Raw genomic sequence first — 23,037 nt, forward strand, 5'->3', positions numbered from 1 at the left:
GTCGGATAAAGCACTTCAATATAAAAGTTCACTCACAGAAACATTCAATCTACCAGAATTACAACAAGAAAACTGCTATATAATCTATATCTTTCATCATCCACTTAAATTTTTCAGAATATTATCACTATTGCTTTCTATTAGGCCAGTTCACCATTGTAAAAAAACTATTAACATTAATAAGTTAAAGCTCCTCCTGTAATACCGCCTATTATAGATGAATGATATGTTAGCATTTTAGGATCTCTCATGTTTAAATATTTTTCCATAAGTCCAAATCTGCTAACACTATATCTTTTTTGACCATTTTCTACAATGTTTATAAAAGCATTTGGCCTTTGATATTGAAGCTTTGCCCATGATACAGAATTCCAATATTCAAAAATTTCCATTAATTTAGGACATATACCTCCTTCAGATTTATAATCAAACGGTGGTATAGCATAATTGATAAAGATATCTATTTTATCACTTTCATTAAACATTAAATCTCTTTTATTCTTATGTACAGATTTATATTCAATTCCTAATATTTCTGTTGTTACATTCTGGTTTCGATATTCAATTAGACATTCCATCAATAACTGTGGAACAATATATTCAGGAATGAATTTCTCTTTAGGATGGACAACTTCTAACGAAGAAGCTAGTAATAACGGAAAAGCTAATAAAATATTGTTATTTTGTACTGTTGCTTTACTAGACGGAGCTATCAAACTGATTAATCTTATGTTTTGTGTATTCTTGAATAAAGCAACGTTAGCATATTCAAGATTTCCCCGTCCAGTTTCTTCCCAACATCCATAAATTGATGATGATAAATATAATGTAGGGAAACCTGTTATGCTAAATCTTTCATTACCTACTAAATAGTTCTTGCCAAATGGAATATGATACATCTCATTTTTCTCATACTGAACATATTCTTGAGAATTCCTCATTCTATAAAATGCTTTTTTCCCAGTTTTATAATCTTTTATATCCAATCTAGATATACTATCATCTTTAAAATATGTAGTATATAATAAGTTAAAAGCCTCATTTCTCCTTCCTGATAATGACAAGTTGACAATCTTTATTAAACTATTGCATATATCTTCCAATGTCGAGGTTTCAATCTTTTCATCTTTCACCTTTTCTTTCAATACTCTAAAAAGAGCATTTAATCTTGTGACGATATTAGAATTTTTGTAGGAAGAATCCTCTTTTACCTTATTTATTTCATGAAATAAATCTTTAAATTGCATATTCCTTTAATTAAATCATACTTAAATCAACACCATACAGTTTACATACTTCCTGATCTATCTCTTGTGCAATGACACGACTTTCATCTTCATTGCTAATAGCAGACATCATTTTTTCCGCATATCTATTCAATATATCCGGAAGTTGTTGTGGTATCGGTATTTGCATAAAATTATCCCAAATCAATTGGTGACCGTTCTGAATACGTGGGCAATATTCTGATATAAGCCACCAACCTATACGTGAACAAAGTAAGGCTAATAGTGATTTATCTGAAACAGACAAAAAATACATTGAGTTATTACAAAACGTAGAAGAATTGTCATATACAAAACATGGCTTTGTCTGGAATACTTGATAAAATATTTTCGGTTCTGCAAATTTATCATAATATGCACAAGCTCTAAGCTCCCACCAATAATCACCTTTATCAGTTCTCTTCTTTGCCTTATTTTTGAAAGGTTCAAGTCTTTCTGATATTGCCGGATAACTATTTTTAAACCATTCCCAAGCTTTTTCTTCAGTTGGTAATGGTTCTATATTTCTATTAATACTCATACCCTGTGCTGTAAATCCTTTGGGGATAAAAATAAGAAATGAGCCTGGGCTTATTTTTTCGTATGCCCTCAATCCTCGTCCCTGTAAAAAAGGACGAAGTATCTTTTCTGAAGAGCTATCCTTATTTATCAATTGATCTGCTTCTACTTTTGATAAAATAAAAGCACTTGACAAGCCGGTCAAGATTCCTCTATATGATTCTCCTCCCACATATTCTCCTAATGTCCTCATTCTTTTTTTACATTCACTTATAACGTTGAAACTATACTTACTTGAAATGGTCCAAATACCATTATCAATTAATTTAGTTTCGAATACTTCCTTACACTCTTCTATACTATCAACCAAAGTTTCAGGATTTATTGCTTTTAAAAGAGAATGATATAAGATTCCTCGGTTCCGTTCTTTCCTCATACGAATAATACAAGTGTAAGTAGTAGCATCTTCAAAAATCTGATTATTACCAAAATCGATTAATTGATAAAGATTATTATTCAAGAACAGCTCACGTAGAGGACGCCCATACATTACTTTCTCCCACTTATTTGGTACGATGTATGATAAAAGTCCTCCCTTCTGTAATAATTGTAACCCTCTTTCTATGAATAATGAATAAATATCACCTCTGGATTCATGAGTATGATATACTTTCTCGTGTTCATTACTTTTTTCCCCAATCCTACGCATTCCTTTATAAACAAGTGAATCTTCAGATAACTTTTCTAAGCTAATATATGGAGGATTACCTATAATGACATCAAAACCTTCAAATGTTCCATCTTCTTTTAATACCTCTGGAAACTCTACCATCCACTCAAGTGAATGACGCATTGTAGAATGTTCCCTTATCGACTGTGCATTATCTTCAAATGCTTCAAGCTGATAAACAGGCATTAAGCGACGTTTTAATTTAGCAATTTTATCATTAAGAGTCTGTTTAATTTTTTTAGAATGGCAAATCTTATATTCTTTTACATTTTGCTTATATTCCAATACAAGATTTCTCATTCCTTCCATACTCTGAATTTTCCGACCGATACACACTGGATGATTTGATGCCAAAGAGTTACCACATTTTATATTGATATCAATATTAGGAAGTGTTTGTAATACACGTTGACCATCTTCATTTCGATAATAGTACGCATTCTTTAACAACTCTATCCAAAGACGTAACCTGCAAATTTCTACACTTTTAGGGTTTAAGTCTACACCGAATAAACAGTTTTCTATTATTTCTTGCTTTTCTTCAAACAATGCTTCTTGAATACGCTGGCTTGTAGTATCAGATGGATTATATTTAAAGTAATCACCATCCTCATCGGAAATTACTAGCTCATCCTGTTCTACACGTACATCATAATCTTTTATTCGTTTAGGCTGTTCTTGTCTGTCTTGTAAAACACCGAGTTCACTTTTAATTGCAATCAGTTCGTTTAATGCAGAAACCAAAAAGTGGCCGCTCCCAACTGCTGGATCACAGATTTTAATAGAATTAATTATTTGATTGGCTTCAATTCTAACTTCGCGCTGTCCGTATTCTATTCTATCTTTTAATTCTTCAAAATCAGCACAATTCCAACCTTTCAACTTATTAAATTTGTCAACGACTGCTCTACGCAATGTTTTATGGCAAATATATTGTGTTATATATCCAGGAGTAAAGAAAGAACCATCTTTATATCCATTAATCTTTTCAAATATAAGTCCTAATACAGATGCATTTATTAGGGTCTTACTATTTTCATGTATCAATGAATTTTCCGATGAATGTTCAGCGCCAAAATCATAGGCATCCAAAAAAGACAGAAAGTAATCCAGAGTCTTTATTTTTCCTGTTCTTTTTCTACCCTTATCATCTTTTAATACAGTTTGTTTATATATTTCCATTTCCCCCAAACGAATACCACTGACAGCAAAATAAGTTTCTTCTATTTTTGACATTTCGAAAAGGGAACTATTAAGATAAGGTACGTTAGGGAATTGCATATCAAGTTCTTTTGAACGTTCCTTTAAGGGTTTGGCCAAAACCTTAAAAAACAAATCATTCAAACCGTCGTAATCGTTTATATGTTCTGTATTCAGAAATTTAACATCTGTATCTATATTAAATGACTTTAATTGAGATTCCAAAAGCTTCAGGAACAATATCCGATTTACCCATATCAAAACAAGGCCTAATGCAGTTTCAAAACGTTTTTCTTCATCAGTCACGCTAGAATAATCTTCCAACTTTGCATAAGTCTGTTCCAATAGAGAATAATCCTGTTTATTTTCTTTCAAACGGATGATTTTATGCGTTTCTTTATCTACAATCTCTTCAACTCCCATAATATAGAGTAATTCTTTGTAGAAATTTTTATTTAATGTGTTATGATCTGACTTAAATGGCTGTTTTAATAAATGTACAGGTGAAAACAGCTTATATGCCGAAACAAAATATTTATTATTTAAAATATCTTCATTACCAATATTTTTTTCAAAACGCTTTAAGTCCAAATATGTAAACTGTAATTTGGATTCTATTTCTTCAACTTTAGGTTTAATAATAGCATTATAAATATAATCAGTATTATCTCCACCTGTATCAGCATTCAATACATTTTGTACAAACCTTCTATCTTTAGCAAATAATTGATAAAAAAGTTTTTTCTCAAAAATGAAATATTCCCAACAGTTGGTTATAATTAAATGTTTAACATCAGTGTTCTTTTTTTGAATTTCTTCTCTTATGTAATATAAAACCAATTCATATAATGATTTTTTCTTTAAATCATTTATAGTAACCATATCTGGACGTAACGGTCCTTTAAACTCAAAAAGGACCATAGGATGTCCGTTATGCAAATTTACATTAGAGTATATAGCAAGATCTGTTCTATGGTATGTATTAACCATATAACTATTACCCTTATATAAACTCTGACCTAAAAAGTCTATAACTAAGTTTTTATTAAATTCTTCGCTTTCTGAAGGGTTTATTCGCATGAATAAAGTCTGCATTACATTTCTAAAAACCTGCAATTCATTCAATGAAACACTTTCTTTAAGATAAGCTTTTAAAACAGATTGGTTGGGAGTTAATATCTTATACATTTTATAGTCAAATAAATTATATTGATACAAAAATAAAGAATAAATCGGAATTTAAACAGTACTCTACATAAATGATTTAAGAAGAGGTATTTACTGTAAATATTTGAAATGTAATAAACAGAATATAATAAATATATTTTCATAGCATATTATAGAGATTTATAGCAAAGAAAACTCTAACTCAAACAGTTTGTTTACGCAAGAGCATAAAAAAAGCAGTTACGAAATTCGTAACTGCTTTTTTATTATGAACTAGCTAGGGCTTGAACCTGGGACCTCCAGATTATGAGTAGTATATTCACACAATTCCGTCTCATAATAGTTTCCCATTTCATTACTCTGTATTTCCTTACGGATAATATCTCCGTCAAAATACAAATATTTTCCAGCAATACAGACTAAGTTCCATGTATCCTGTACAGGAAGTAATCCTAAGTATCTGCGCTGTTCGTTAGTCAATTCAAAAGGAATCCGGGTATTTGAAACAAGTTCTTTCATACGCTTAAAAGATTAGTAAAGGATTCCAAATTTAAACAGAATTGAATAAAATAAAAAAGGTTCTGCAATTTGTTATTGCAGAACCTTTTAAAGTTTCGATTTTCCACTTCAGCGGAAGCTGGGGGATTCGAACCCCCGGTACGGTTACCCGTACGACAGTTTAGCAAACTGTTGGTTTCAGCCACTCACCCAAACTTCCAAAGTAGCGCATACGGGAATCGAACCCGTGTTTCAGCCGTGAGAGGGCCGCGTCCTAGGCCACTAGACGAAAGCGCCATTCGTCTGTCTAAACAAGTCGTTAGGCTCGTCAAGGCATTTCAGAAAAGCGGAAGCTGGGGGATTCGAACCCCCGGTACGGTTACCCGTACGACAGTTTAGCAAACTGTTGGTTTCAGCCACTCACCCAAACTTCCAATCTTTCTGTTTTAGTAGTGCATTGCTCTCAAATGCGGTGCAAATATAGAGGGACTTTTTGACTTGTGCAAACTTTTGCAACACTTTTTTTATCGCCTTAAAATCCCTCTTAGAATAGTTGTCTGATTTTAAATCGATTAAGAAAAATTATTTCATGAAAACAAAATAAACCGCCATAATCAAACAAACGAATGCTGCCAGATGATTCCAATGCAAAGCTTCTCCTTTAAAAAATACGGTAGTAAACACTGTAAAAATAACCAGTGTAATGACTTCCTGAATTACTTTGAGCTGCATTAAAGAAAAAGGGCCACCGTTTCCTACAAACCCTATTCGATTGGCCGGTATCTGGCAAGCATACTCTGCCAAAGCAATACTCCAGGAAAATAAGATTACGGCATAAAGCGGCCAGTTTGAAATCACTTTCATTTCTTGCAGCTTTAAATGTCCATACCACGCAAATGTCATAAAGATATTCGATATGACAAGCAATAAGATTGTGTATAAAATTTTCATGTCAAATATAATATTATAATAAGATTATTTTTCTTCCGGCAATAAATCCGACTGTATATTACTCATACTTCCCCACAAACTGTAACGGGCTTCCGGATTCAGTTTCTCCAATGTGTGAAAAACTTCCTTGATGCTCGATCTATTAGAGTCTTTTTCGTATGGACAATTCTTGATTTGTTTTTTATATCCTCTATATGCTGCCATCTGCAGAAGGTCGGCTTCATGCACCAGACACATCGGGCGGATAATGGTCATATCAAACTTCCGCATCACCAGTTTAGGAGGCATCGTACTGAATGCACCTTGAAAAGTCATATTCATCAATAGTGTTTCCAATATATCATCCATATGATGTCCTAATGCTATTTTATTACACCCCTGCTCTTTTGCGACTGTAAACAAGGCTTTTCTTCTGTTCCATGAACAAAGGAAACAAGGAGACTTGCGCGTATCGGTAGAAGGATCGAAAGAAGTCTCATAACAGATGAAAGGCACTCCCAATGACTCTGCATAAGAACGTAAATAGTCCATATCCGATTCGTAAGATATATTTTTCATTACTACATGAGCCGCTACAACCGAGAATTTGGGCTTATAAATCCGGGAACGCAAGGCAAGTAACTCCAATAAGGCAAGCGAGTCTTTTCCTCCCGATAAACCGACCAGAATTTTATCTCCATCTTCTATCAATCCGTATTGAACGACTCCTTTATTGAAACATTTCTGAATGCGACGCATCAACTTTTCTTCCATGATTCTTTTTTCCATATATCATATAAAAAATGGTTGCAAAAATACGAATTTTAGAAGAATATTTGTATTTTTGAATTTATTAAATAACAGCACGAAAATGATGAAAAAGAAATATATACTGACTTTCTTTATTTTAGGTTCAATAGGAAGCGCTTACTCTCAAACATTATCTCAGGCAAAAAGTTGGTTTCTCGAAGGAAAATTTGCTGAAGCTAAACCTGTATTCAAAAAACTTGCAAAACAATCGCCGTCGAATGCCAGCTATAATTTTTGGTATGGAGCCTGCTGCTACGAAACAGGAGAAAAAGCAGAAGCCCAACCTTATCTGGAAAAAAGTGCAGAAAGAAAAGTAATCAATGCATACCTTTATTTGGGGAAGCTATATTATGATTTATATCGTTTTGATGATGCAATTGAGAACATAGAAAATCATATCTATTGGCTTGAACAGAAAAAAAGAGACACAACCGATGCGGAAAAAGAATTGGAACGTTGCAGAAAAGCTGCACGCATGCTCCGAGGTACTGAAAATGTAGTAATAGTGGATAGTTTTGTAGTAGATAAACAAAATCTGCTTTCGGCCTACAGACTAAGTAAAGAGTCTGGAGAAATATCCATGAATGCAGATGGAAACGGTACTTGCTTTACGAATGAGATGGGAGACAAAAAAATTGTGACTCAAACGAATAATGACGGAGAAACATATCTTGCTTCACAAATACAAATGATCAACCAATGGAGTGCCCCGGAACCTTTACAGTCTTTAAATGAAAACAGCAGACAGTTGAACTATCCGTTTATGGCTGCAGATGGCATTACACTATATTATGCCGCAGAAGGTGAAGAAAGCATGGGAGGATACGACATTTTTGTAACCCGCTACGATTCTGAAGACAATACTTATCTAAAAGCTGACAACATTGGAATGCCTTTCAACTCACCCTATAACGATTATATGTATGCATTGGATGATTTCAATGGCTTAGGATGGTTCGCTTCCGACAGATACCAGCCGGAAGGAAAAGTATGCGTGTATGTTTTTGTGCCTAATGCATCCAAAACTGTATATGATTATGAAACGACAGATCTTCCGAAAATAATAAATGCAGCTACCTTGAAAAGTATTAAAGATACATGGAACAATGAGGATAAACTAAGAACAGGACGACAGAATTTAGCTAAGGTTTTATATGGTAGTAATCAATCCCAAAAGGAAGCCAGTTTTACCTTCATTGTAAATGATAATACCATTTATCACAACCCATCTGATTTCGTATCCAAAGAAGCCTGCAAACAGTTCCGTATTTTACAGCAAAAGCAGAAAGATTTGGAGGCATTGGAAGTAAGCCTGCTTGAATTAAGAAAAGAATATCATGAAAGTAATGAAAGCAAGAAAATTAATCTTGCTCCACAGATATTAGATCAAGAAAAACGAATAGAAGAATTGCGTAAAGAAGTAAAAAGTCTTTCTGTTTCTATTCGAAATCTAGAATTAAAGAGTAAAAATTAACAACAACAATTATGGAAGTATTAATTATTAGCATGCTTATCATAGCCGGACTGATACTTTTCATTATCGAAGTATTCCTGATTCCGGGTATCAGTGTCGCTGGAATTGCTTCAGCGTGCAGTTTATTGTATGCCATTTATTATGCTTTCGACAGTTTAGGAACACAAGCTGGTATTATAACTATAGGTATTACTATAATAGGAATAACCGGAATTACCATTTGGTTTATGAAGGGTAAGACGGTAGATAAACTTGCTTTGAAACAGACCTTGGACTATAAGCCTAACCCGTTAAAAGGAGTTGACATACATGTAGGAGATATCGGAACAACTATAACCAGACTGACCTTAATAGGAAATGCTGAAATTAATGGACATATTCTTGAAGTACAATCAGCAGACGGGTTTATTGATGAGAAAACTCCTATAAAAGTATGCCGGATTACTCCTAATACCATTTACGTACAATCTATTCAATAATATTTACTTAAATCCAGGTAAGCTATGATTGATCCTAACTATCTTCCGTTTATTTTAGCCGGTGGTGGAGTTATTCTGTTGGCTATATTTTTCCATTACGTTCCCTTTTTCCTTTGGTTATCTGCCAAAGTTTCAGGAGTACGTATTTCACTGGTACAACTTTTTTTGATGCGTATCCGTAATGTACCACCTTACGTCATTGTACCTGCTATGATAGAAGCGCATAAAGCTGGACTCAGTAACATCACCCGTGATGAACTGGAAGCACATTATATGGCAGGAGGACATGTAGAAAAAGTTGTACATGCATTGGTGTCGGCATCAAAGGCTAACATCGACTTGTCTTTCCAAATGGCTACCGGAATCGATTTGGCAGGACGTGATGTATTCGAAGCCGTACAGATGTCGGTCAACCCGAAAGTCATTGACACTCCTCCTGTAACCGCTGTAGCAAAAGATGGTATCCAGTTGATAGCTAAAGCTCGTGTGACCGTACGAGCCAACATACGCCAGTTGGTAGGCGGTGCCGGTGAAGATACTGTATTGGCACGTGTAGGTGAAGGTATCGTTTCCTCCATCGGTTCTTCCGAAAATCACAAGTCAGTACTCGAAAACCCAGACTCCATCTCTAAACTCGTCTTGCGTAAAGGACTGGATGCTGGTACTGCCTTTGAAATTCTTTCCATTGACATTGCCGATATCGATATAGGCCGCAATATCGGGGCTTCTTTGCAGATAGACCAGGCTAACGCTGACAAGAACATCGCCCAGGCTAAAGCAGAGGAACGCCGTGCGATGGCCGTTGCTTTGGAGCAGGAAATGAAAGCCAAAGCAGAAGAAGCACGTGCTAACGTGATTCAAGCCGAAGCTGAAGTACCTAAAGCCATGTCCGAAGCTTTCCGAACTGGCAATCTTGGTATTATGGACTACTATCGAATGAAAAACATTCAAGCCGATACCGACATGCGAACCAGTATTGCTCGCCCCGATGTGCATCCAGCCGGACATGAACCTATCGGTAAATAAAGAGACAGAAACTAGCATTTAACTTGCTAATTAAAAACGAATGCGTATGAAAAAGTATTTTCCCCCTTCAGAACTGATCATCAATGAGGACGGTTCGGTATTCCACCTTCACGTAAAACCAGAACATTTGGCAGATAAAGTCATTTTGGTAGGCGACCCAGGACGTGTAGCGCTTGTAGCCTCTCATTTTGATACTAAAGAATGCGAAATAGAAAGCCGTGAATTCCGTACAGTAACTGGTACCTATCAAGGTAAACGCATCACGGTAACTTCTACCGGTATCGGATGCGATAACGTGGACATCGTAATGAATGAACTCGATGCACTGGCCAATATTAATTTCCAAACTCGTGAAGAAAATGAGACTTTTCGCCAGTTGGAAGTTGTACGCATCGGCACCTGTGGAGGTCTACAACCCTATACACCAGTAGGAACCTATATATGTTCTGCTATTTCCGTGGGATTCGACGGGCTTCTGAATTTCTACGAAGGACGCAATGCTGTATGCGACTTGCCTATGGAACGTGCCCTACTCAACCATTTAGGATGGACAGGTAACCTTTGTGCACCGGCTCCTTATGTAATTCACGCCAACGAAGAACTAGTAGATCGAATCGCCGGCACAGACATGGTACGCGGCGTAACAGTAGCTTGTGGCGGTTTCTTTGGCCCACAGGGACGTCAGCTTCGTATTCCTTTGGCTGACCCACATCAGAATGAAAAAATTGAGAGTTTTGAGTATCAAGGACATCGCATCACCAACTTCGAAATGGAAAGTTCTGCATTGGCCGGACTGGCACGTTTGCAAGGACATAAAGCTACTACCGTGTGCATGGTCATCGCGAACCGGGTAGCCAAAGAAGCCAATACCGGATACAAGAACAAAATTGACGATTTGATTAAAGTCGTACTTGAAAGAATCTAACAAAATTATTATAAATCAACAGGTTCTCCTCTTTGAGGGGAGCCTGTTTTTATGTCTGAAAACTCACTCATATGGAACCAAGTTTTAAATCTAACCTTACCGATAAGCGTCAGCGATACGCTCAGTTCCTTGAACAATTCGCTCCCCTGATTGAAGGCGAAAAAAATGAAATCAGCGTGTTGGCCAATACTTGTGCAGCGCTAAAAGAAGCCTTCGGATTCTTCTGGATAGGCTTCTACCTCGTCCACGAAGATGAACTCCATCTCGGCCCATTCCAAGGCAGTGTGGCCTGCTATCGTATCAAGAAAGGACGTGGAGTATGCGGCACTGCCTGGGCTGAAGCTTGTACTCAACTTGTACCCGACGTAGATCAGTTTCCCGGTCACATCGCTTGCAGTTCTCTTTCCCGTTCCGAAATCGTCGTACCAATGATAGCCGCAGGAGAAGTACGAGGAGTACTTGATATTGATAGTGACCAATTGGCCACATTCGACGAGACCGATCGTGAATATCTCGAAAAAGTAGTTGCTCTGCTGGTAAAAACCCTCTATCCTCACGCATAAATATATTAACTCCATTTCCGGATGTAACCCGAAAACTGTATCTTTGCAAGGATAAAAAAACATATACACACGTGAATATATTACAAATAGAAGATACTATCTGTGCCATTGCTACCGCTCAGGGCGGAGCTATTGGCACTATCCGCGTATCAGGTCCAGAAGCTATCACCATTACGGACCGCATCTTTAAACCCGTTTCCGGAAAACCACTGACTGAACGGGCACCTTATACCCTTACTTTCGGTCATATACTTACGCCAAAAGGAGAAATTATCGATGAAGTATTGGTCAGCCTTTTCCGAGCACCTCATTCTTACACCGGACAAGACTCTACAGAAATCTCCTGCCATGGTTCGAGCTATATCCTCCAACAAGTGATGCAACTTCTCATCCGACAAGGATGTCGTGTAGCAGGTCCAGGTGAATATACCCAGAGAGCCTTTCTAAACGGCAAAATGGACCTCAGTCAGGCTGAAGCAGTAGCCGACCTCATTGCATCTACCTCCGCTGCCACCCATCGCATGGCCATGAACCAAATGCGTGGCGGATTCAGCCGTGAATTAGCCACATTGCGCGACAAGTTGCTTCACCTAACTTCCCTCATGGAGTTGGAACTCGACTTCAGCGACCACGAAGAACTGGAATTTGCCGATCGTTCCGAATTGGAAAACATCGCCCACCAAATTGAACACGTTATCCATCATTTGGTAGATACGTTCAGCGTAGGTAATGCCCTTAAGAATGGAGTGCCTGTAGCCATCATTGGCGAAACAAATGCAGGAAAATCCACTTTACTCAATGCTCTCTTAAATGAAGAACGTGCCATTGTAAGCGATATTCACGGTACCACACGCGATGTCATTGAGGATACCATGAACCTTGGAGGTATCACCTTCCGTTTTATTGATACCGCCGGTATCCGTGAAACAACTGATACTATCGAAAGTTTAGGTATCGAACGGAGCTTCCAAAAACTGGATCAGGCTGATATCGTACTCTGGGTCATCGACGCGACCTATGCCGAAGAACAATATCGCCAGTTGGCCGACAAAATTCTGCCACGATGTGAAGGCAAACATTTGGTAATTGTACTTAACAAAGTGGATCTACTTTCGCCGACAGACTCTCTCGATAAGGTAACAGAGGATACGAAATCGACTGATGAGCAAATTGCCCGTTTGAAAACGACTCTTCCCTACCTGCCGGAGGATACTTGTGTACTTTCACTCTCAGCCAAACAAAAGGAAGGATTGTCTTCGCTCCAAAAGCAATTGGTAGCCTTTGCGGCCTTACCCGATCTATCACAGAATGATGTAGTAGTCAGCAATATTCGTCACTACGAAGCACTAAACCATGCACTGGAAGCTATTCACCGGGTACAAGATGGACTGGCCATGCAACTCTCTGGAGACCTTGTATCACAAGATCTTCGTGAATGTCTTTTTCATCTTGCAGAAATTGCAGGTGGAGAAATCACTAATGATGAAGTTTTAGGAAACATATTCAAGCATTTTTGCATCGGCAAGTAACTATCTGATTATCAATGAGTTAAATTGATTACAATCGATTGATATGGCGCTCTTTACGGGGCGCCTTTTTTGTTGCTCTACTGTCAATATTAGTCATTTATAAGCTTTGTACATCATCTTTTTGTACCGTTTTTGTACCACGAAGCAAAATTCCGGCATTTTACGCTGGACAGGTTGTGGAGTGAGTTTACGCCATTTTACAGAATTTTACGGGATTATACAGATTATTGGGTGAAATAAAGCGAAATAAAATGAAAAGTAGAATTGAAATTAAAAGAATTTGTGCCTGGTGCGGTAAAGAATTTATTGCCTACAAAACGACGACAAATTGTTGTTCCCATAAGTGTGGAAACGCATTATATAAGAAACGTAAGCGTGATGCAGCAATAATTGCCAATAATAATTTAACTGAAAAAATTGTTACAGAAAAACCTATTGAGAAGATTAAAGACAAACCTTTTCTGACTATTACAGAAACTGCAATTTATCTTGGAGTAACAAGACCAACAATATATGGTTACCTTAAACGAGGCGATCTAAAAGCAACACGTATAGGAACTAAATTTCTTTTAAGCAAAGATGACATAAACAATATGTTTAATCATCCTGCAGATTTTAAGTTGCCACCTAAGGAAAAACAAGCAATCACAGAATTTTATACTACAGCTGAAATTATAGAAAAATTCAATGTTAGCGAATCATGGATATTTGTGATGGCTAAGAAAAATAAAATTCCCAAAACGTTCAATCGTGGTAAGACTTACTGGAGTAAAAAGCATGTTGATGCTTATTTTTCCTCGAAGGCTCCAGATGCAGACATTACAGAATGGTATAGTGTGCAAGAAGTACAGGACAAATTTCAAATGAGTCTTAATGCTATATACTCTTTTGTTTATAAAAATGTCATTCCGAAAAAGAAGGTTGGTATTACTGTATACTATTCAAAAAAGCACTTCGATATAGCAAAGGGAATACGTCAGGCTGAAGAACCCAAATACTATACAGTTCGAGAGGCTATGGAAAAATTCAAAATAACAAGAGACCAGCTATACCATTATACCAAGTATCATCAAATTCCCAAGATTAAAAAGGGAAAATATACTCTTATATCCAAACCTGAGCTCGATAATTTGTTCGAAGATCCTATCATTGAATAATCCCGGTATAAGTTATTTCCCGGTGTGGGTATTCACCAAGAAAACACCAGTTTAATTTGTACCGATAATAATAATTTATCAACCAAAAACATTAATCTTATGGCACTTACATGTACTAACGTAACATTGAGACAAAGAGTTATCAGTAACGGCAGAATTTCTCTCTACCTGGACTATTATCCGGCTATTCGCAATCCGTACACAATGAAAATGAGTCGCAGGGAATATCTTGGCATTTATATCTATGCCCGTCCTAAAAATGAGATTGAACGTGATTTCAACAATGAAATGCTGAGTAAGGCTGAAGCCATTCGTTGTATCAGAGTACAGGCAATCGTTAATGAGGAATTTGGATTTCTTGACAAGCACAAAATGAAAGCTGACTTCCTTGCCTATTTTCGTGAGAAAGCAAAACTGAAGTATCACAAATGGGACTGCGTTTACCAGCATTTTGAAAAGTTTGTAAACGGCTATTGCACTTTCGGTGATGTAACGGTAGAGCTTTGTCAGAAGTTCAGGCAGTATCTACTGAACTGTAAACAGATCCGTCATCCAAATATCAGTGTTTCTAGGAATTCGGCAGCTGGCTATTTTTCGACTTTCCGTGCATTACTGAAAATAGCTTATCAAGAGAAGATGCTACGTGAAAATCTAAATGACTTCATAGACAAGATTGAATGGAAAGAAGTCAAAAAGCAGTATCTCACATTAGCAGAAGTTAAGAAACTGGCCGCTACACCATGCAAGATTCCTGTACTGAAACAAGCTTCATTATTCTCCTGTATGACCGGTCTTCGTATCAGCGATATTTTACAGCTTACATGGGATAATATTGAAGTCGGTCCTGACAATGGCTATTACATCAGAATTTGTACGGAAAAGACAGAGACGGAAGCCACTCTCCCCATCAGTAACGAAGCATTAGAACTATGTGGTATCCCTGGTTCAGGCCGCGTATTCAAAGGACTGACCAGAGCTATGACGAATCAGCCTCTCAAGCAATGGATTTCGGAAGCAGGAATCAAAAAACACATAACCTTCCATACAGCTAGGCACACATATGCTACACTACAGATTGCAGCCGGTACAGACATCTTCACAGTGTCAAAAATGCTTACTCATAAGAATGTTGCAACAACACAAATCTATGCTGAATTAGTAAGTGAAAAGAAAAGAGAAACTGTCGATAAAATATCACTAAAGTAATATGCAATAAAATTGCATATCTGAAATAAACATGCAATAGTGATCAAAAGTTTTTATATGTATAGCCGTTGGGAAGCTCCGATTTTCCCAACGGCTTTTTCATTTATGTAACAATACAAAATACAGTTAAAAATGTAAATTTTCTTTGTTCGTTTTTTTATAAGTATGATTGGCGATTTCACGAAGTATGATACTTATATTATATTAAAAACCAGACATTTTGTAATCATTTCCTTTAATTTCTGATACTTCAAAAATATATTTGCATCAAAATCAATAACAAAAAATCACGAATTATGAAAAGATTAAATTTATTCCATTTTGCTGTAATATATGTAACTGCAATATGTTCAATTACCTCAATTCCCAGATATCTGATATTGAAAGGAAACTCTCCACATAGTCTGGATCTAGTATTATACTCACTCTTCACTACCCTACTTTTTATTATAATCATATTTATGATTGAAACAGCTTACTGTAAATATATTGTACCTACAATATGTAATCTTATTGATGTAGTACAAGATCAAAGGAGTAGAAGGGTTACCCAAATAAAGGGAAATACGAAAAGGAATGATAGACTATCGATGAAACTATTTCATAAAACTATTGATGACAATAAAGAAAAGACAGAAAATTCTATATTGTACTCTCATGAAGAAGAAGTAAGATTGGATAGAGAACGTATCAAAAAAGAAAAAGATGATACAATAAAAGAAGTCATGTCTTATTTTGAAGCTACTTTCAAAGATATACTGACAAGCAATGAAATGAGTGTCATGAAAGAAAATATTATGGCCTTAAACAATAAAACAGAAATAAAGACAGCTGTATCACGTCGTTTGAATGGAGTTACATCAAAAGATCTATACCATTTAGCTAGAAATATCGGAAAGCGGCTAGGATGCTCAAACATGCAAATAGCACATTTCATCAAAAAAAGTTTTCAGCTTATGCTTGAAGATACTGAGATACTGACCATTTCAAGCAAACTCACCTGTAATGAAGGACGGTTTACAATAAAAATTATTCCTATCGGAACACCGCTCGTTGCACAATCTCTTCCCTTTTCAAGGGATTAACAAAGAAAAAACATTACTATCCATTGGTTAACTTATAATCCACCAGTTAACCAATAATACACCATCTTTCTTTGCTGAAAATCAATTAAAAAAGATGAAGATGAAATTAAATTTCGAGGAATTACCTCAAGCCACAGCTTTTCTATTGGAGAAGGTGGAAGAACTGACGATTTCTATTAATGAGATGAAGCAGTTATTAAAGAGACAGACAGCAGCAAAGGAAGAAATGATTGGTATTAACGAGGCTTGTGAGATACTCAGCCTTGCTAAGCCAACGGTTTATGCTCTTGTTCAGGCAAATAAAATTCCCTATTATCAACCTGGGAAAATGCTTAAATTCAAACGTACCGAACTTATGGAGTGGATGGAAAAAAGCAGGAAAAAACCGATTGACAAAGAGAGCCTATACAAAGAGATACAAAAAGGAGTAAAACATAAACCAAAATCAGGATGGGAGGAATTTTAGATATGGGAAAAATTGAAATGACAGATGAATACGTAAGAGTTGGTACCACACTCTATAAAATAGTTTTTCAGCCTCTTATTAATGGTACATTTGCCAAGCGTAGAGTCCCTTGGAGTATGGGGACTTTACGTTATGATCATGGGAAAGACTTCATAGCAAGTGTTCCTAAATACGATGGCTTCTGCACGGTACCAAGTCACGTAGATTATAAGAGGAATATTGGCTCGTTCCTTAATCTGTATGAGCCGATTACCCATACCCCACAAAAAGGGAAGTTCCCACATATACAAGAACTTATTCTTCATATTTTCGGGGAACATTATGAGTTAGGTATGGATTACTTTCAGCTTCTTTATCTCAATCCAGTACAGAAACTACCAATTCTACTTTTGGTTTCTCAAGAAAGAAACACCGGTAAAAGTACCTTTCTGAATTTTCTGAAAGCAATCTTTCAGGATAATGTCACATTTAATACCAACGAAGACTTTCGTAGCCAGTTCAATGCTGATTGGGCCGGCAAATTACTCATTGGGGTTGACGAAGTGTTGCTTAACCGCAGAGAGGATTCTGAACGATTAAAGAATCTAAGTACAGCAAGTGTATACAAGATTGAAGCAAAGGGTAAAGACCGCTGTGAAGTGCAATTTTTTGGTAAATTCATCATGTGTTCCAATAATGAAGATACCCCTGTTCTTATAGAACCGGGAGAAACACGTTATTGGGTGCGAAAAATTAATCCTCTCAAAAATGACGATACGAGTTTTCTTCAAAAACTAATCACGGAAATTCCAGCATTTCTTTACTTTCTTCAACACCGTCAACTTACTACGGACAAAGAAAGTAGAATGTGGTTCAATCCGCAACAGATACATACGCCAGCTCTCGACAGGATTATCAATTGTAGCAGGAATCATACAGAAATAGATCTTGCTGAAATCTGCATAAATATCATGGATACCATGAGCCAGGATAAATTGACTTTCTGTATTAATGACATTCAACAGTTATTAATGCTTAGTAATATCAAGGTTGAAAACTATCAGATTCGAAACATTTTAAAAAGGAACTGGAAACTTACACCAACTGACAATTCTCTTGCTTATTCAACCTTTATAAAAAACTTCCCTCCAGGCCCTCCGTATCGGGAAGAAAAGAAAACTGGCCGCTACTATACCATTACAAAAGAATTTCTTAGAAAGTTCCGATGATTTGATGAAATGATGAATATTGTTATTAAACAAAAGGGAATGAATGATTTATAACTCATCAAATTTTCATCATAATACAGAAAAAAGACTCAATGTTTCTTTATTTGAGGCATTGAGTCTTTTTTCTTCCCTATTGTAAAATATGAGTATTACTCAATTTATTTCTTAGAAGGTTTTAATGACATTTCTATTGTTTATTAAGTCTAAATCTAGTAACTTTGGAAAACCAAATATAATTTAGGCTATAGTAGAGAGTCAGAGTGAGTACAAGAAAGCATAACATATTTTCTCATGAAGATGCACTGAACAATGCCGGATGTATCCAGATTTTAACAGACAAGGTCTCCAGAAATGAGTTCAAGCGTAAAAGCCTGACTGCTTGCATGGATTACTTTAATTCAGAAACACTCTTATCATTTACCGCTTGGACATACTTAACCGCTCCGTTGAGTAAGTTACCCAACCTTTGTGCAAAGCTGAAGAAAATGTGTATCAAACTTGTTTCCCTTCAAAACGATCATGATACTTCTACTACTATCAGCAGATTTACCATGCAGATACCCGCATCACTGGCCGAGTATAACAGCAATCTTATTTTCGAAGGTTGCAAAGCCGGAATCGAGGCAGCCCCAAAAAGGGGGGGCAAGTTCGGGAGATAGGAATGCACCAGGATGAAGAAGCCGAAGAAGAGAGCTGCCATCCTGCTTTGCAAGGCCGGAACGACTATACCGAAAATAATGGAAACAACCGGCATTAGAGCAAAACAGACCATATATTACCTGGCAGAAGAAAATGTTCAACCTAGCAGGAAATAAAGCATTTTATATATATTCTAAGTTCGTAACTTTTAATGTTGTATGTATTATCTATAGGTTTTATATTCTTACTAATTCTGAAAAGAGGATTTTTAAGTTGTTTTGTTCGCAGTGCTAATACAATATATTTGATAGAATACATTAATAATTAAATTAAGGTTTATATGGTAATAAAGCGAAAATGTTTGCCACCTAATGTTTTAGAAATGATATGTAATATCTTGGGGGATACCAATCACGGTTTGACTGGGACAGAAATACATCGTTTCCTTATTAATGCTAATATTGAAGATGTTGATTCTTCTAACACAAAGAGGTTTCGTCTTTATAATGCATTAATCAATGAACAAAACAAGAATAAATGCTCTAACCAAATATTAATATTTATAGGGTCTGTTTTAGCTCCATCTAGATATGTAGACAAAATTGAAGAATTTGAGAACTTGCGTAAAGCTATAAATCAGCAATTAGCATTTGTTGGATATGAATTAAAGGAAGATGGACAATATCGCGAAATAAAAGCTGCCAACACTATAAAGGATGTCCAAATAAAGGTAGACAACCTGAAAGAGGAATTGGAAAAAAGGAAAGCACATCGTGAAGTTTTCAAATATTGTAAGGCGGAATTGTTGCAGAATAACTATTTTCATTCCGTACTAGAAGCAAACAAAGGCTTATTTCAGCGTATACGAGATTTGTCTAATATACAAACTGATGGTAACACATTAATAGAACAAGTATTCAGCACAAATCCAATTCTAATAATCAATAATTATCAATCAACATCGGAAAAGAATGAGCATAATGGCTTTTGTAATCTGCTTAAAGGTCTTTGTGCAATGTTTAGAAATCCAACGGCTCATGAACCAAAAGTTGATTGGAATATTTCTGAACATGATGCTCTTGAAATCTTGGGTATCATTTCATACTGCCATAGAAGATTGGATAATGCACAAAAAATAAGATAATTTTTTAATATAATTCTTTTATGAAACTAGTTAATATCGTTCTGAAGAACTATAGGGGTATTAAAGATGAAACAAAAATCCGTGTAAATAATTTTTGCTGTATTGTTGGTAAAAATGATGTTGGTAAATCTACAATTCTTAAGGCTGTTGATGCTTTCTTGAATGATCACGCTCCTTCATATGAAGATAAAAATATTTATAATACTTCTTCTATTATTGAAATAGAACTTCAATTTGATTGTTCTGGTAGAGAAAGCATTATAGATGAATCCATTCCTATAACTTTTGCTGAAGAGGAACTCGTCAATGAGCATGGTTTATTATGCATCAAAAAGAAATGGGATATTAGTCAAAAAACAATTAAACCTAAAATCTATATTCTACGTAAAAAATATCAAAATGATGATTTTGCTTTAATGACAGAAAAAGAACTCATATCTTTATGTAAAAAACTTGGTATTGATACACAAAAGGGAAATGGGGAGCAATTCAATAATAAAGAAAAACGTTCAAAACTACGTTCATTTTATAATAACAATTATTATAGTTATAAATTTGATTATGAAGAACTTCCAACAACAGGTCAGACAAGAATGAAAAAAATACTAGAAGGGATAAAAGACATTCTTCCAACGTTTGAATATTTTAAGGCTGATAGTTCTTTGTCTGATAGCGATACATCTGTACAAAAATATTTTAAGGATAAAGCATACAGATTACTTAAAGAAAGAATCAATACAAATGATATTGAGGATAATATTCGCAAAGAGATAAAAAAGTCCCTTGACCTCATAACAGGTAAAATTAATAGTGTTTTATCTGCAGAAGAACAGATAAGTGCAAAGATAGACTTTGATTGGTCAAAATTAATCAGTACTTCATTTAAATGTAATAAAGAAGAAGGTTATATACCATTAAATTCACGAGGAGATGGATTTAGACGTATTACTATGATGTCATATTTTGAAATGTTGGCTGAAGAAAAAAACAATGATAAAAGTGTGATATTTGGTTTTGAAGAGCCTGAGACTTTTCTTCATCCCGAAACACAAACTCTTCTATATAACAAACTTATAGCCATGACAGAAAATGGTTATCAGGTTATGATTACAACGCATGCTCCTAATATTGTAGCAGAAACAAATATAGGAGATATTATTTTTGTTCAAAAAAATGGAACTGACTATATCCTACGTCAAGGTGAAGACATTAGCATACAAGAGATAGTGGAGGAGTTAGGTATAAAAGGGGACAATACAATATTCAAAGTATTTGACAATGTCAAATTATTATTCCTTGTTGAAGGTTCTGATGATGTCAAAGCTATAAGCCACATTTCTCAGGTATATAAAACGGCAGGTAAGATTGATAAAACATTAGAACAAATTGGTGTGCTTTTGGTTTGTATAGGAGGTTGTGATAGTCTTAAACATTGGACATCGTTGAATATAATAAGAAAATTAAATAAACCCTTTTTCATTTTATTAGACTCTGACAAGAAAGCACCAGATGATATTTCACCTAATTTAAATAAAATGATAGATTTAGGATATACATCAGATAATTGTCAAGTAACACGAAAACGCGAAATAGAAAATTATATTCCGTCTTCATACTTTTCTAGTCTTCAAGATCCTATTACTATAAACTATTCAGACTGGGATGATGTTAAAGATATATGTAAACGTCATGCAGAAACTATCAGGCTTGGAGGAAAGAAGGTTTGTGATAAACATTTTACGAATCTTTCTTATTCTCAGTTACGCAGTACTTTATGTCCGACTGATGATGATAATGATGATGAATTCCTTGAAATTTATGGAAAACTTAAACAGATGATTATTTGATTTTTAAATAAAATAGAAGGTTAAGATCATATTTAGTTATGTAGATTACTGTATAGATAGATATTCTAATATCCCATAAGCACCAATCAATAGCCTATGACCCCACCGACACACCCCATACCCCAGATGGTAGCATCCCTACTCCAGGCAACTACCCTCTCTACGAATACCCGGCATATACCTTCGACAGAAAGTATGAGAATGACGAGTTCCAGAAAAAGGTAATCACCCTCGACAGCGGTTATCATCTGGTTCTGGCTCCTCCGGGATGCGGCAAGACGGATATCCTAGCCGAAGTGGTTCGTGCCCTCTCATGCGGTGTGTCGCTGAATGACATGCTCTTTCTGACCTTTACGAACAGGGCGGCCAGAGGTATGCGCTCCCGAATACTCGAAAGGCTTCAGTCTTCAGGAAAAATGAGCCTGTTTGTCGGAAACGTACACCGCTTCCGTTCGCACCCTCTTTAACAATAATGTGGTGGCACGTGATACGACCGTCATTGACGAGCAGGAATCTTTATCAATTATGGCTTCCATTTTCTGCTGGGATGAAGGTGTCCTGGCCAGCAATGGCTACAAGCGTATTCTTACCAATGCCATCAAGATGCAGTATCTTGGCTATATGATAGCCAACGGATGTCCAAAAGAATTTTTAATGCACACTGACCTGTTCCGCACGTTTGACTATAAGACGCTGTTCAAGCTGGTGTCCCTTGACTACACGATGGAGAACTTTGCCGGTCTCTACAACGGTACTGTTTTTCCGAAAGTAGATACTTTTTGTCAACCGTCAAAGTACTTGGATGACTGGAAAATATAAAGTCGCTTGACCCACTATTATACTCCCAATTGACCCATCAAAAATATATTAGAATCAAGTAGAGAAAAATGCATTTTAACCCGGGTCAGTTTCAATTATAATTCTTTACAGTAGATACTACTTCTTTTTAGCATTAATCTTTCTTACAGAATCTCCAGACTTATGTAAGGCTTTACATAAAACGGATGAATCATACAGACTTAAGCAGACGAAATTGTTAAACAAAAAAAATAAAAGAGGAAAATATCCTTTGTCACGTTCCAATATTTTGATATTTTTGCTAGTGCCAGAGGCCCATTTTTTAATTATTATCTGGTACATTTTCTGATTATTATTTACAGTTTATATTTA

At 35.9% G+C, this 23,037-nt stretch carries 21 protein-coding genes and 3 tRNA genes; 16 read left to right on the top strand and 8 right to left on the bottom strand.

The window, feature by feature from the left end; all coding sequences use genetic code 11:
- Nucleotides 1-176: 176 nt before the first annotated feature.
- The 8 genes from WKU26_RS11305 to WKU26_RS11340 form a co-directional block, all read right to left on the bottom strand.
- Complete coding sequence (locus WKU26_RS11305; protein WP_340322081.1) at nucleotides 177-1,247, bottom strand: RES domain-containing protein; 1,071 nt, start codon at nucleotides 1,245-1,247, stop codon at nucleotides 177-179.
- Between the two features lie 10 nt (nucleotides 1,248-1,257).
- The gene (locus WKU26_RS11310; protein WP_340322082.1) at nucleotides 1,258-4,902 is read right to left on the bottom strand and encodes a type IIG restriction enzyme/methyltransferase; all 3,645 of its coding nucleotides are present in this window, start codon (nucleotides 4,900-4,902) and stop codon (nucleotides 1,258-1,260) included.
- Between the two features lie 252 nt (nucleotides 4,903-5,154).
- Nucleotides 5,155-5,400 (bottom strand): hypothetical protein, encoded by a 246-nt coding sequence (locus WKU26_RS11315; protein WP_340322083.1) that lies wholly within the window; start codon nucleotides 5,398-5,400, stop codon nucleotides 5,155-5,157.
- Nucleotides 5,401-5,512: 112 nt separating this feature from the next.
- A tRNA-Ser gene (locus WKU26_RS11320) sits at nucleotides 5,513-5,599 on the bottom strand.
- A 4-nt stretch (nucleotides 5,600-5,603) separates the two neighbouring features.
- Nucleotides 5,604-5,676 (bottom strand) — tRNA-Glu (locus WKU26_RS11325).
- 50 nt (nucleotides 5,677-5,726) lie between these two features.
- A tRNA-Ser gene (locus WKU26_RS11330) sits at nucleotides 5,727-5,813 on the bottom strand.
- A gap of 148 nt (nucleotides 5,814-5,961) precedes the next feature.
- A complete protein-coding gene (locus tag WKU26_RS11335) occupies nucleotides 5,962-6,330 on the bottom strand; it encodes a DMT family protein (RefSeq protein WP_178266409.1) in 369 nt (122 codons plus the stop codon).
- Between the two features lie 24 nt (nucleotides 6,331-6,354).
- Nucleotides 6,355-7,098: an ATP-binding protein gene (locus WKU26_RS11340; protein WP_340322084.1), complete on the bottom strand. Its 744-nt coding sequence runs from the start codon at nucleotides 7,096-7,098 to the stop codon at nucleotides 6,355-6,357.
- An 85-nt stretch (nucleotides 7,099-7,183) separates the two neighbouring features.
- Between WKU26_RS11340 and WKU26_RS11345 the strand changes: the two genes are divergently transcribed.
- The 16 genes from WKU26_RS11345 (at nucleotide 7,184) to WKU26_RS11415 (ending at nucleotide 22,686) form a co-directional block, all read left to right on the top strand.
- Nucleotides 7,184-8,593 carry a tetratricopeptide repeat protein gene (locus tag WKU26_RS11345; protein WP_340322095.1) on the top strand — a complete coding sequence of 470 codons (1,410 nt, stop codon included), beginning with the start codon at nucleotides 7,184-7,186 and terminating at the stop codon, nucleotides 8,591-8,593.
- 11 nt (nucleotides 8,594-8,604) lie between these two features.
- The gene (locus tag WKU26_RS11350; protein WP_178266411.1) at nucleotides 8,605-9,072 is read left to right on the top strand and encodes an NfeD family protein; all 468 of its coding nucleotides are present in this window, start codon (nucleotides 8,605-8,607) and stop codon (nucleotides 9,070-9,072) included.
- A 24-nt stretch (nucleotides 9,073-9,096) separates the two neighbouring features.
- Nucleotides 9,097-10,098, top strand: a complete 1,002-nt coding sequence (gene floA, locus WKU26_RS11355; RefSeq protein ID WP_340322085.1) for a flotillin-like protein FloA — start codon at nucleotides 9,097-9,099, stop codon at nucleotides 10,096-10,098.
- A gap of 46 nt (nucleotides 10,099-10,144) precedes the next feature.
- Nucleotides 10,145-11,023 carry a nucleoside phosphorylase gene (locus tag WKU26_RS11360; protein ID WP_340322086.1) on the top strand — a complete coding sequence of 293 codons (879 nt, stop codon included), beginning with the start codon at nucleotides 10,145-10,147 and terminating at the stop codon, nucleotides 11,021-11,023.
- Between the two features lie 71 nt (nucleotides 11,024-11,094).
- Nucleotides 11,095-11,586 (top strand): GAF domain-containing protein, encoded by a 492-nt coding sequence (locus WKU26_RS11365; RefSeq protein WP_340322087.1) that lies wholly within the window; start codon nucleotides 11,095-11,097, stop codon nucleotides 11,584-11,586.
- A 71-nt stretch (nucleotides 11,587-11,657) separates the two neighbouring features.
- Complete coding sequence (gene mnmE, locus WKU26_RS11370; protein ID WP_340322088.1) at nucleotides 11,658-13,115, top strand: tRNA uridine-5-carboxymethylaminomethyl(34) synthesis GTPase MnmE; 1,458 nt, start codon at nucleotides 11,658-11,660, stop codon at nucleotides 13,113-13,115.
- Nucleotides 13,116-13,366: 251 nt separating this feature from the next.
- Nucleotides 13,367-14,272 (top strand): helix-turn-helix domain-containing protein, encoded by a 906-nt coding sequence (locus WKU26_RS11375; RefSeq protein WP_204972229.1) that lies wholly within the window; start codon nucleotides 13,367-13,369, stop codon nucleotides 14,270-14,272.
- A 99-nt stretch (nucleotides 14,273-14,371) separates the two neighbouring features.
- Nucleotides 14,372-15,478, top strand: coding sequence for a site-specific integrase (locus WKU26_RS11380; RefSeq protein ID WP_340322090.1), 1,107 nt, complete (start codon nucleotides 14,372-14,374; stop codon nucleotides 15,476-15,478).
- Nucleotides 15,479-15,939: 461 nt separating this feature from the next.
- Entirely contained in the window at nucleotides 15,940-16,563 is a 624-nt protein-coding gene (locus tag WKU26_RS11385; RefSeq protein WP_270212948.1) for a mobilization protein, read from the top strand.
- A 94-nt stretch (nucleotides 16,564-16,657) separates the two neighbouring features.
- Nucleotides 16,658-17,029: a helix-turn-helix domain-containing protein gene (locus tag WKU26_RS11390; protein WP_340322091.1), complete on the top strand. Its 372-nt coding sequence runs from the start codon at nucleotides 16,658-16,660 to the stop codon at nucleotides 17,027-17,029.
- Nucleotides 17,014-18,237, top strand: coding sequence for a primase-helicase family protein (locus tag WKU26_RS11395; RefSeq protein WP_340322092.1), 1,224 nt, complete (start codon nucleotides 17,014-17,016; stop codon nucleotides 18,235-18,237). Before WKU26_RS11390 ends, WKU26_RS11395 begins: the two co-directional genes overlap by 16 nt.
- Nucleotides 18,238-18,497: 260 nt before the next feature.
- Nucleotides 18,498-18,896, top strand: a complete 399-nt coding sequence (locus tag WKU26_RS11400) for a recombinase family protein (protein WP_340322093.1) — start codon at nucleotides 18,498-18,500, stop codon at nucleotides 18,894-18,896.
- Nucleotides 18,897-19,216: 320 nt separating this feature from the next.
- Nucleotides 19,217-20,020, top strand: coding sequence for a TIGR02391 family protein (locus WKU26_RS11405; protein ID WP_172769921.1), 804 nt, complete (start codon nucleotides 19,217-19,219; stop codon nucleotides 20,018-20,020).
- A gap of 20 nt (nucleotides 20,021-20,040) precedes the next feature.
- Nucleotides 20,041-21,867 carry an ATP-dependent nuclease gene (locus WKU26_RS11410; protein WP_172769922.1) on the top strand — a complete coding sequence of 609 codons (1,827 nt, stop codon included), beginning with the start codon at nucleotides 20,041-20,043 and terminating at the stop codon, nucleotides 21,865-21,867.
- Nucleotides 21,868-22,091: 224 nt separating this feature from the next.
- Nucleotides 22,092-22,334, top strand: a complete 243-nt coding sequence (locus WKU26_RS12760; protein WP_445323245.1) for a UvrD-helicase domain-containing protein — start codon at nucleotides 22,092-22,094, stop codon at nucleotides 22,332-22,334.
- Nucleotides 22,294-22,686 carry a hypothetical protein gene (locus WKU26_RS11415; protein ID WP_172769923.1) on the top strand — a complete coding sequence of 131 codons (393 nt, stop codon included), beginning with the start codon at nucleotides 22,294-22,296 and terminating at the stop codon, nucleotides 22,684-22,686. Before WKU26_RS12760 ends, WKU26_RS11415 begins: the two co-directional genes overlap by 41 nt.
- Nucleotides 22,687-23,037: the final 351 nt, after the last annotated feature.

Source organism: Phocaeicola sp. HCN-40430 (genome assembly GCF_037890285.1).
In the GTDB taxonomy this organism is placed as follows: Bacteria; Bacteroidota; Bacteroidia; order Bacteroidales; family Bacteroidaceae; genus Phocaeicola; species Phocaeicola acetigenes.

What these genes read in the sequence shown, in the direction of transcription:
- WKU26_RS11305 (WP_340322081.1), bottom strand. Translation starts at nt 1,247, where the DNA reads ATGCAATTTAAAGATTTATTTCATGAAATAAATAAGGTAAAAGAGGAT.
- WKU26_RS11310 (WP_340322082.1), bottom strand. Translation starts at nt 4,902, where the DNA reads ATGTATAAGATATTAACTCCCAACCAATCTGTTTTAAAAGCTTATCTT.
- WKU26_RS11315 (WP_340322083.1), bottom strand. Translation starts at nt 5,400, where the DNA reads ATGAAAGAACTTGTTTCAAATACCCGGATTCCTTTTGAATTGACTAAC.
- WKU26_RS11335 (WP_178266409.1), bottom strand. Translation starts at nt 6,330, where the DNA reads ATGAAAATTTTATACACAATCTTATTGCTTGTCATATCGAATATCTTT.
- WKU26_RS11340 (WP_340322084.1), bottom strand. Translation starts at nt 7,098, where the DNA reads ATGGAAAAAAGAATCATGGAAGAAAAGTTGATGCGTCGCATTCAGAAA.
- WKU26_RS11345 (WP_340322095.1), top strand. Translation starts at nt 7,184, where the DNA reads ATGAAAAAGAAATATATACTGACTTTCTTTATTTTAGGTTCAATAGGA.
- WKU26_RS11350 (WP_178266411.1), top strand. Translation starts at nt 8,605, where the DNA reads ATGGAAGTATTAATTATTAGCATGCTTATCATAGCCGGACTGATACTT.
- floA (WP_340322085.1), top strand. Translation starts at nt 9,097, where the DNA reads ATGATTGATCCTAACTATCTTCCGTTTATTTTAGCCGGTGGTGGAGTT.
- WKU26_RS11360 (WP_340322086.1), top strand. Translation starts at nt 10,145, where the DNA reads ATGAAAAAGTATTTTCCCCCTTCAGAACTGATCATCAATGAGGACGGT.
- WKU26_RS11365 (WP_340322087.1), top strand. Translation starts at nt 11,095, where the DNA reads ATGGAACCAAGTTTTAAATCTAACCTTACCGATAAGCGTCAGCGATAC.
- WKU26_RS11375 (WP_204972229.1), top strand. Translation starts at nt 13,367, where the DNA reads ATGAAAAGTAGAATTGAAATTAAAAGAATTTGTGCCTGGTGCGGTAAA.
- WKU26_RS11380 (WP_340322090.1), top strand. Translation starts at nt 14,372, where the DNA reads ATGGCACTTACATGTACTAACGTAACATTGAGACAAAGAGTTATCAGT.
- WKU26_RS11385 (WP_270212948.1), top strand. Translation starts at nt 15,940, where the DNA reads ATGATTGAAACAGCTTACTGTAAATATATTGTACCTACAATATGTAAT.
- WKU26_RS11390 (WP_340322091.1), top strand. Translation starts at nt 16,658, where the DNA reads ATGAAGATGAAATTAAATTTCGAGGAATTACCTCAAGCCACAGCTTTT.
- WKU26_RS11395 (WP_340322092.1), top strand. Translation starts at nt 17,014, where the DNA reads ATGGGAGGAATTTTAGATATGGGAAAAATTGAAATGACAGATGAATAC.
- WKU26_RS11405 (WP_172769921.1), top strand. Translation starts at nt 19,217, where the DNA reads ATGGTAATAAAGCGAAAATGTTTGCCACCTAATGTTTTAGAAATGATA.
- WKU26_RS11410 (WP_172769922.1), top strand. Translation starts at nt 20,041, where the DNA reads ATGAAACTAGTTAATATCGTTCTGAAGAACTATAGGGGTATTAAAGAT.